General features: G+C 70.1%; 4 protein-coding genes. All 4 read left to right on the top strand.

Annotated elements, in window-relative coordinates; genetic code table 11:
• Window positions 1-638, top strand: a 638-nt coding sequence (locus AC27VN_RS36805; protein WP_490879834.1) for an amidase family protein, incomplete at its 5' end; no start/stop codon positions are given.
• Window positions 639-678: 40 nt separating this feature from the next.
• Complete coding sequence (locus tag AC27VN_RS36800) at window positions 679-1662, top strand: Bug family tripartite tricarboxylate transporter substrate binding protein (RefSeq protein WP_209544360.1); 984 nt, start codon at window positions 679-681, stop codon at window positions 1660-1662.
• A 104-nt stretch (window positions 1663-1766) separates the two neighbouring features.
• The gene (locus AC27VN_RS36795) at window positions 1767-3074 is read left to right on the top strand and encodes an ABC transporter substrate-binding protein (protein WP_490879833.1); all 1308 of its coding nucleotides are present in this window, start codon (window positions 1767-1769) and stop codon (window positions 3072-3074) included.
• 11 nt (window positions 3075-3085) lie between these two features.
• The coding region (locus tag AC27VN_RS36790) for an ATP-binding cassette domain-containing protein (protein ID WP_490879835.1) at window positions 3086-3245 on the top strand (160 nt) is incomplete at its 3' end.

Genomic DNA, 3245 nt, shown 5'->3' with positions numbered 1-3245 from the left:
GCCACCTGGCGATGGACCCGGGCGTGATGGCGCTGTGCGAGGGGGCGCTGCGCCACTTCGACACCCTGGGCTGCACGGTCGAGCCGGCCGTGCCCGATTTCGACTTCGATGCGCTGTGGACCGCCTGGCTGCGCTTGCGCGGCTTCATCGTGGCCGGCGCGCTGCAGGGCCTGCATGCCGATCCGGCGCTGCGCGAGCGGCTCAAGCCCGAGGCCTGCTGGGAGATCGAGCAGGGCCAGCGCCTGGCCGTGCCCGCGCTGCACGAGGCCGCCGTCACGCGCACCCGCTGGCATGCCACGCTGCTGAAGCTGTTCGAGCGCTTCGACGTGCTGGTGCTGCCGGCCGCGCAGGCCTTCCCGCTGCCGGCCGAGCTGCACTGGCCGCGCGAGGTCGGTGGCCGCGCGATGGACACCTACCACCGCTGGATGGAAGTGACCATCGGCCCCTCGCTCGCGGGCCTGCCCGCGATGGCGGTGCCGGCCGGCTTCTCGCCCGACGGCGCGACGCGCGGCCTGCCGATGGGCCTGCAGCTGATCGGCCGGCCCGGTGACGACCTCGAGGTGCTGCGGCTCGCGCACGGCTGGCACCAGGCCGTGCCCTTCGCCGATGCGCGCTCGCCGCTGCTGGCCGCGGCCTGAATTCCGAGAACACACAACAACCACCCGAGGAGTAAAGCGCATGCGCAGACGTTCGATGATCGGTGCCGGCCTGGCGGCCGGCCTGTCCACCATGGCCGGTTCCGTCCTGGCCCAGGGGCTGGCCGGCAAGACCCTGAACCTGATCGTTCCCTACCCGGCCGGCGGCGGCTCCGACATCAACGCGCGGCTGGCCGCGCCCGAGCTGTCGCGGCTGCTGGGCCAGCCGGCCGTGGTCGACAACGTGCCCGGCGCCAGCGGGTCGCTGGGCGTGATGAAGGCTGCCAACGGCGCGGCCGACGGCTCGGTGCTGCTGATGGGCTCGCCGATGGAGCTGATGCTCACGCCGCTCACGCTCGCCAGCGCGCGCTACAAGGCCGAGGACTTCCGCCCCATCGGCATGATGGCCGTGACCTCGATGGTGCTGCTGGCGCGCAAGGACCTGGGCCCGGGCAGCGTCGACGAGCTGATCGCGCAGCTGCGCAAGCCCGACGCGAAGGAACTGAGCTACGGCAGCATCGGCCCGGGCTCGCTCTACCACCTGCTGGGCGAGCGCTTCACGCAGCAGACCGGCACGAAGATGCTGCACGTGCCCTACAAGGGCTTCGCACCGATCATCAACGACCTGCTGGGCGGCCAGATCGACCTGGTGTTCGCGCCGCTGGCCGGCAACGTGCCCGACCTGCTGGATGCCGGCAAGGTCAAGGCGCTGGGCATCGCGGCGGCCGCGCCGCACGAGCGCTTCGGCGCCATTCCGCTGATCCGCGCCAGCAAGGGGCTCGACGACTTCGTCTACAGCCTCTGGGCCGGCGCGCAGGTGTCGCAGCGTGTGCCCGAGGAGACGCAGCAGCGGCTGCACGTGGCCTTCAACGAGATGATGCGCAAGCCCGAACTGCGCCGCGCCATCGAGCTCGGCGGCAGCAAGGTGGCGCCCGAGCAGACGCTGGCCGAGCTGCGCCGCGGCTACCAGGCCGACGTGGAGCGCTACCGCGCGATCGCGAAGTCGGTCAACCTGCGCCCGGAATGAGGGCGGCGGCCGCGGCCCGCGATTTGCCAGTTTTCGATAACGGCGAGCCGGCGCGCGGAGGGAGGATGCGGCCCTGTCCATCCTCCATCGCCAAGGAGCATTCCATGCCCGCCGCTTTCCCTTTTGCAGCCTCCGGCGCGCTGACGCGCCGCCAACTCGTCATCGGCGGCGGCGCGGCCGCGCTGGCCGGCGTGCCCGCGCTGTCGCACGCGCAGTCGAAGACGATCAAGATCGGCTACCTCACGACCTTGTCGGGCGTGCGCGCCAATTTCGGCGAGGCCGACCCGTGGAGCCTGGAGCGCGTGCGCGCCGCGCTGAAGGACGGCCTGACCATCGCGGGCACCAATTACAAGGTCGAGATCGTGGTGCGCGACACCCAGTCCGACGCCAACCGCGGCGCCACGATGGCCAGCGAGCTGTTGCTGCGCGAGAAGGTCGACCTGCTGCTGGTGCAGGACAGCGATGCCGCGCTCGCGGCCGGCCAGCTCTGCGACGTCAACGGTGTGCCGATGGTCTCGACCATGGGCCCGTGGCAGGCCATCACCTTCGGTCGCGGCTCCACGCCGCAGAAGGGCTTTCCGTTCTCGTTCCATTTCTTCTGGGGCGCCGACGACGTGCTGAAGAACTTCTTCGGCATGTGGGAGCCGCTGAAGGTGGAGCGCTCGCTGGGCACGCTCTACATCGACAACGGACCGGGCCATGCCTTCGCCGATCCAACCAACGGCATCCCGGGCGGCGCGAAGCAGCGCGGCTACAAGGAGACCAACGGCGGCTTCTTCAAGATCGCGACCGACGACTTCAGCAACCAGGTCTCGAGCTTCAAGGCGGCGCGCGCGAACATCGTCTCGGGCTTCGCCTATGCCAACCACTTCGCCACCTTCTGGAAGCAGGCGCAGCAGTCGGGCTACCGGCCCGAGGTGGTGACGATGGCGGCGGCCTTCCTGTTCCCGAGCGCGGTCGAGTCGCTGGGCGCGGCCGGCAACGGCATGTCGACCGAGGTCTGGTGGACGCCCAGCTTCCCGTTCAAGTCCTCGCTGACCGGCCAGAGCGCCAAGGCGCTGGCGGCCGACTGGGAGAGCTCCACCGGCAAGCAGTGGACCCAGCCCATCGGCTACGGCCATGCGCTGTTCGAGGTCGGCATCGCGGCGCTGAAGAACGCGACCAATCCAAAAGACAAGAAGGCGGTGCGCGATGCGCTGGCCAACCTGCAGCTCGACTCGGTGGTCGGGCGCATCGACTTCAAGGGCAGCCCGATCAAGAGCGTGGCCGTCACGCCGATGGTGGCGGGCCAGTGGCGCAAGACCGCCGCGGGCGCGAAGTTCCCGTACGAGCTGGTGATCACGCACAACAGCACCGCGAAGCAGATTCCGGTGGAAGACGAACTCAAGCTGCTGTCGCAGCTCAAGGCCTGAGCCCGCGACGCATGACCGATTGCCTCGTCATCGACGGCCTGTGCAAACGCTACGGCGAGATCGTGGTGGCCGACGGCGTGTCGCTCGCGCTCGCGCGCGGCCAGTGCCTCGGCGTGGTCGGCCCCAACGGGGCCGGCAAGAGCTCGCTGTTCAACCTGATCACCGGCGTGG

It is taken from the genome of Variovorax sp. 20P10.2.4, assembly GCF_058244205.1.
Note: the sequence above shows the minus strand (reverse complement) of the source record. Positions and strands in the feature narration are given on the sequence as shown.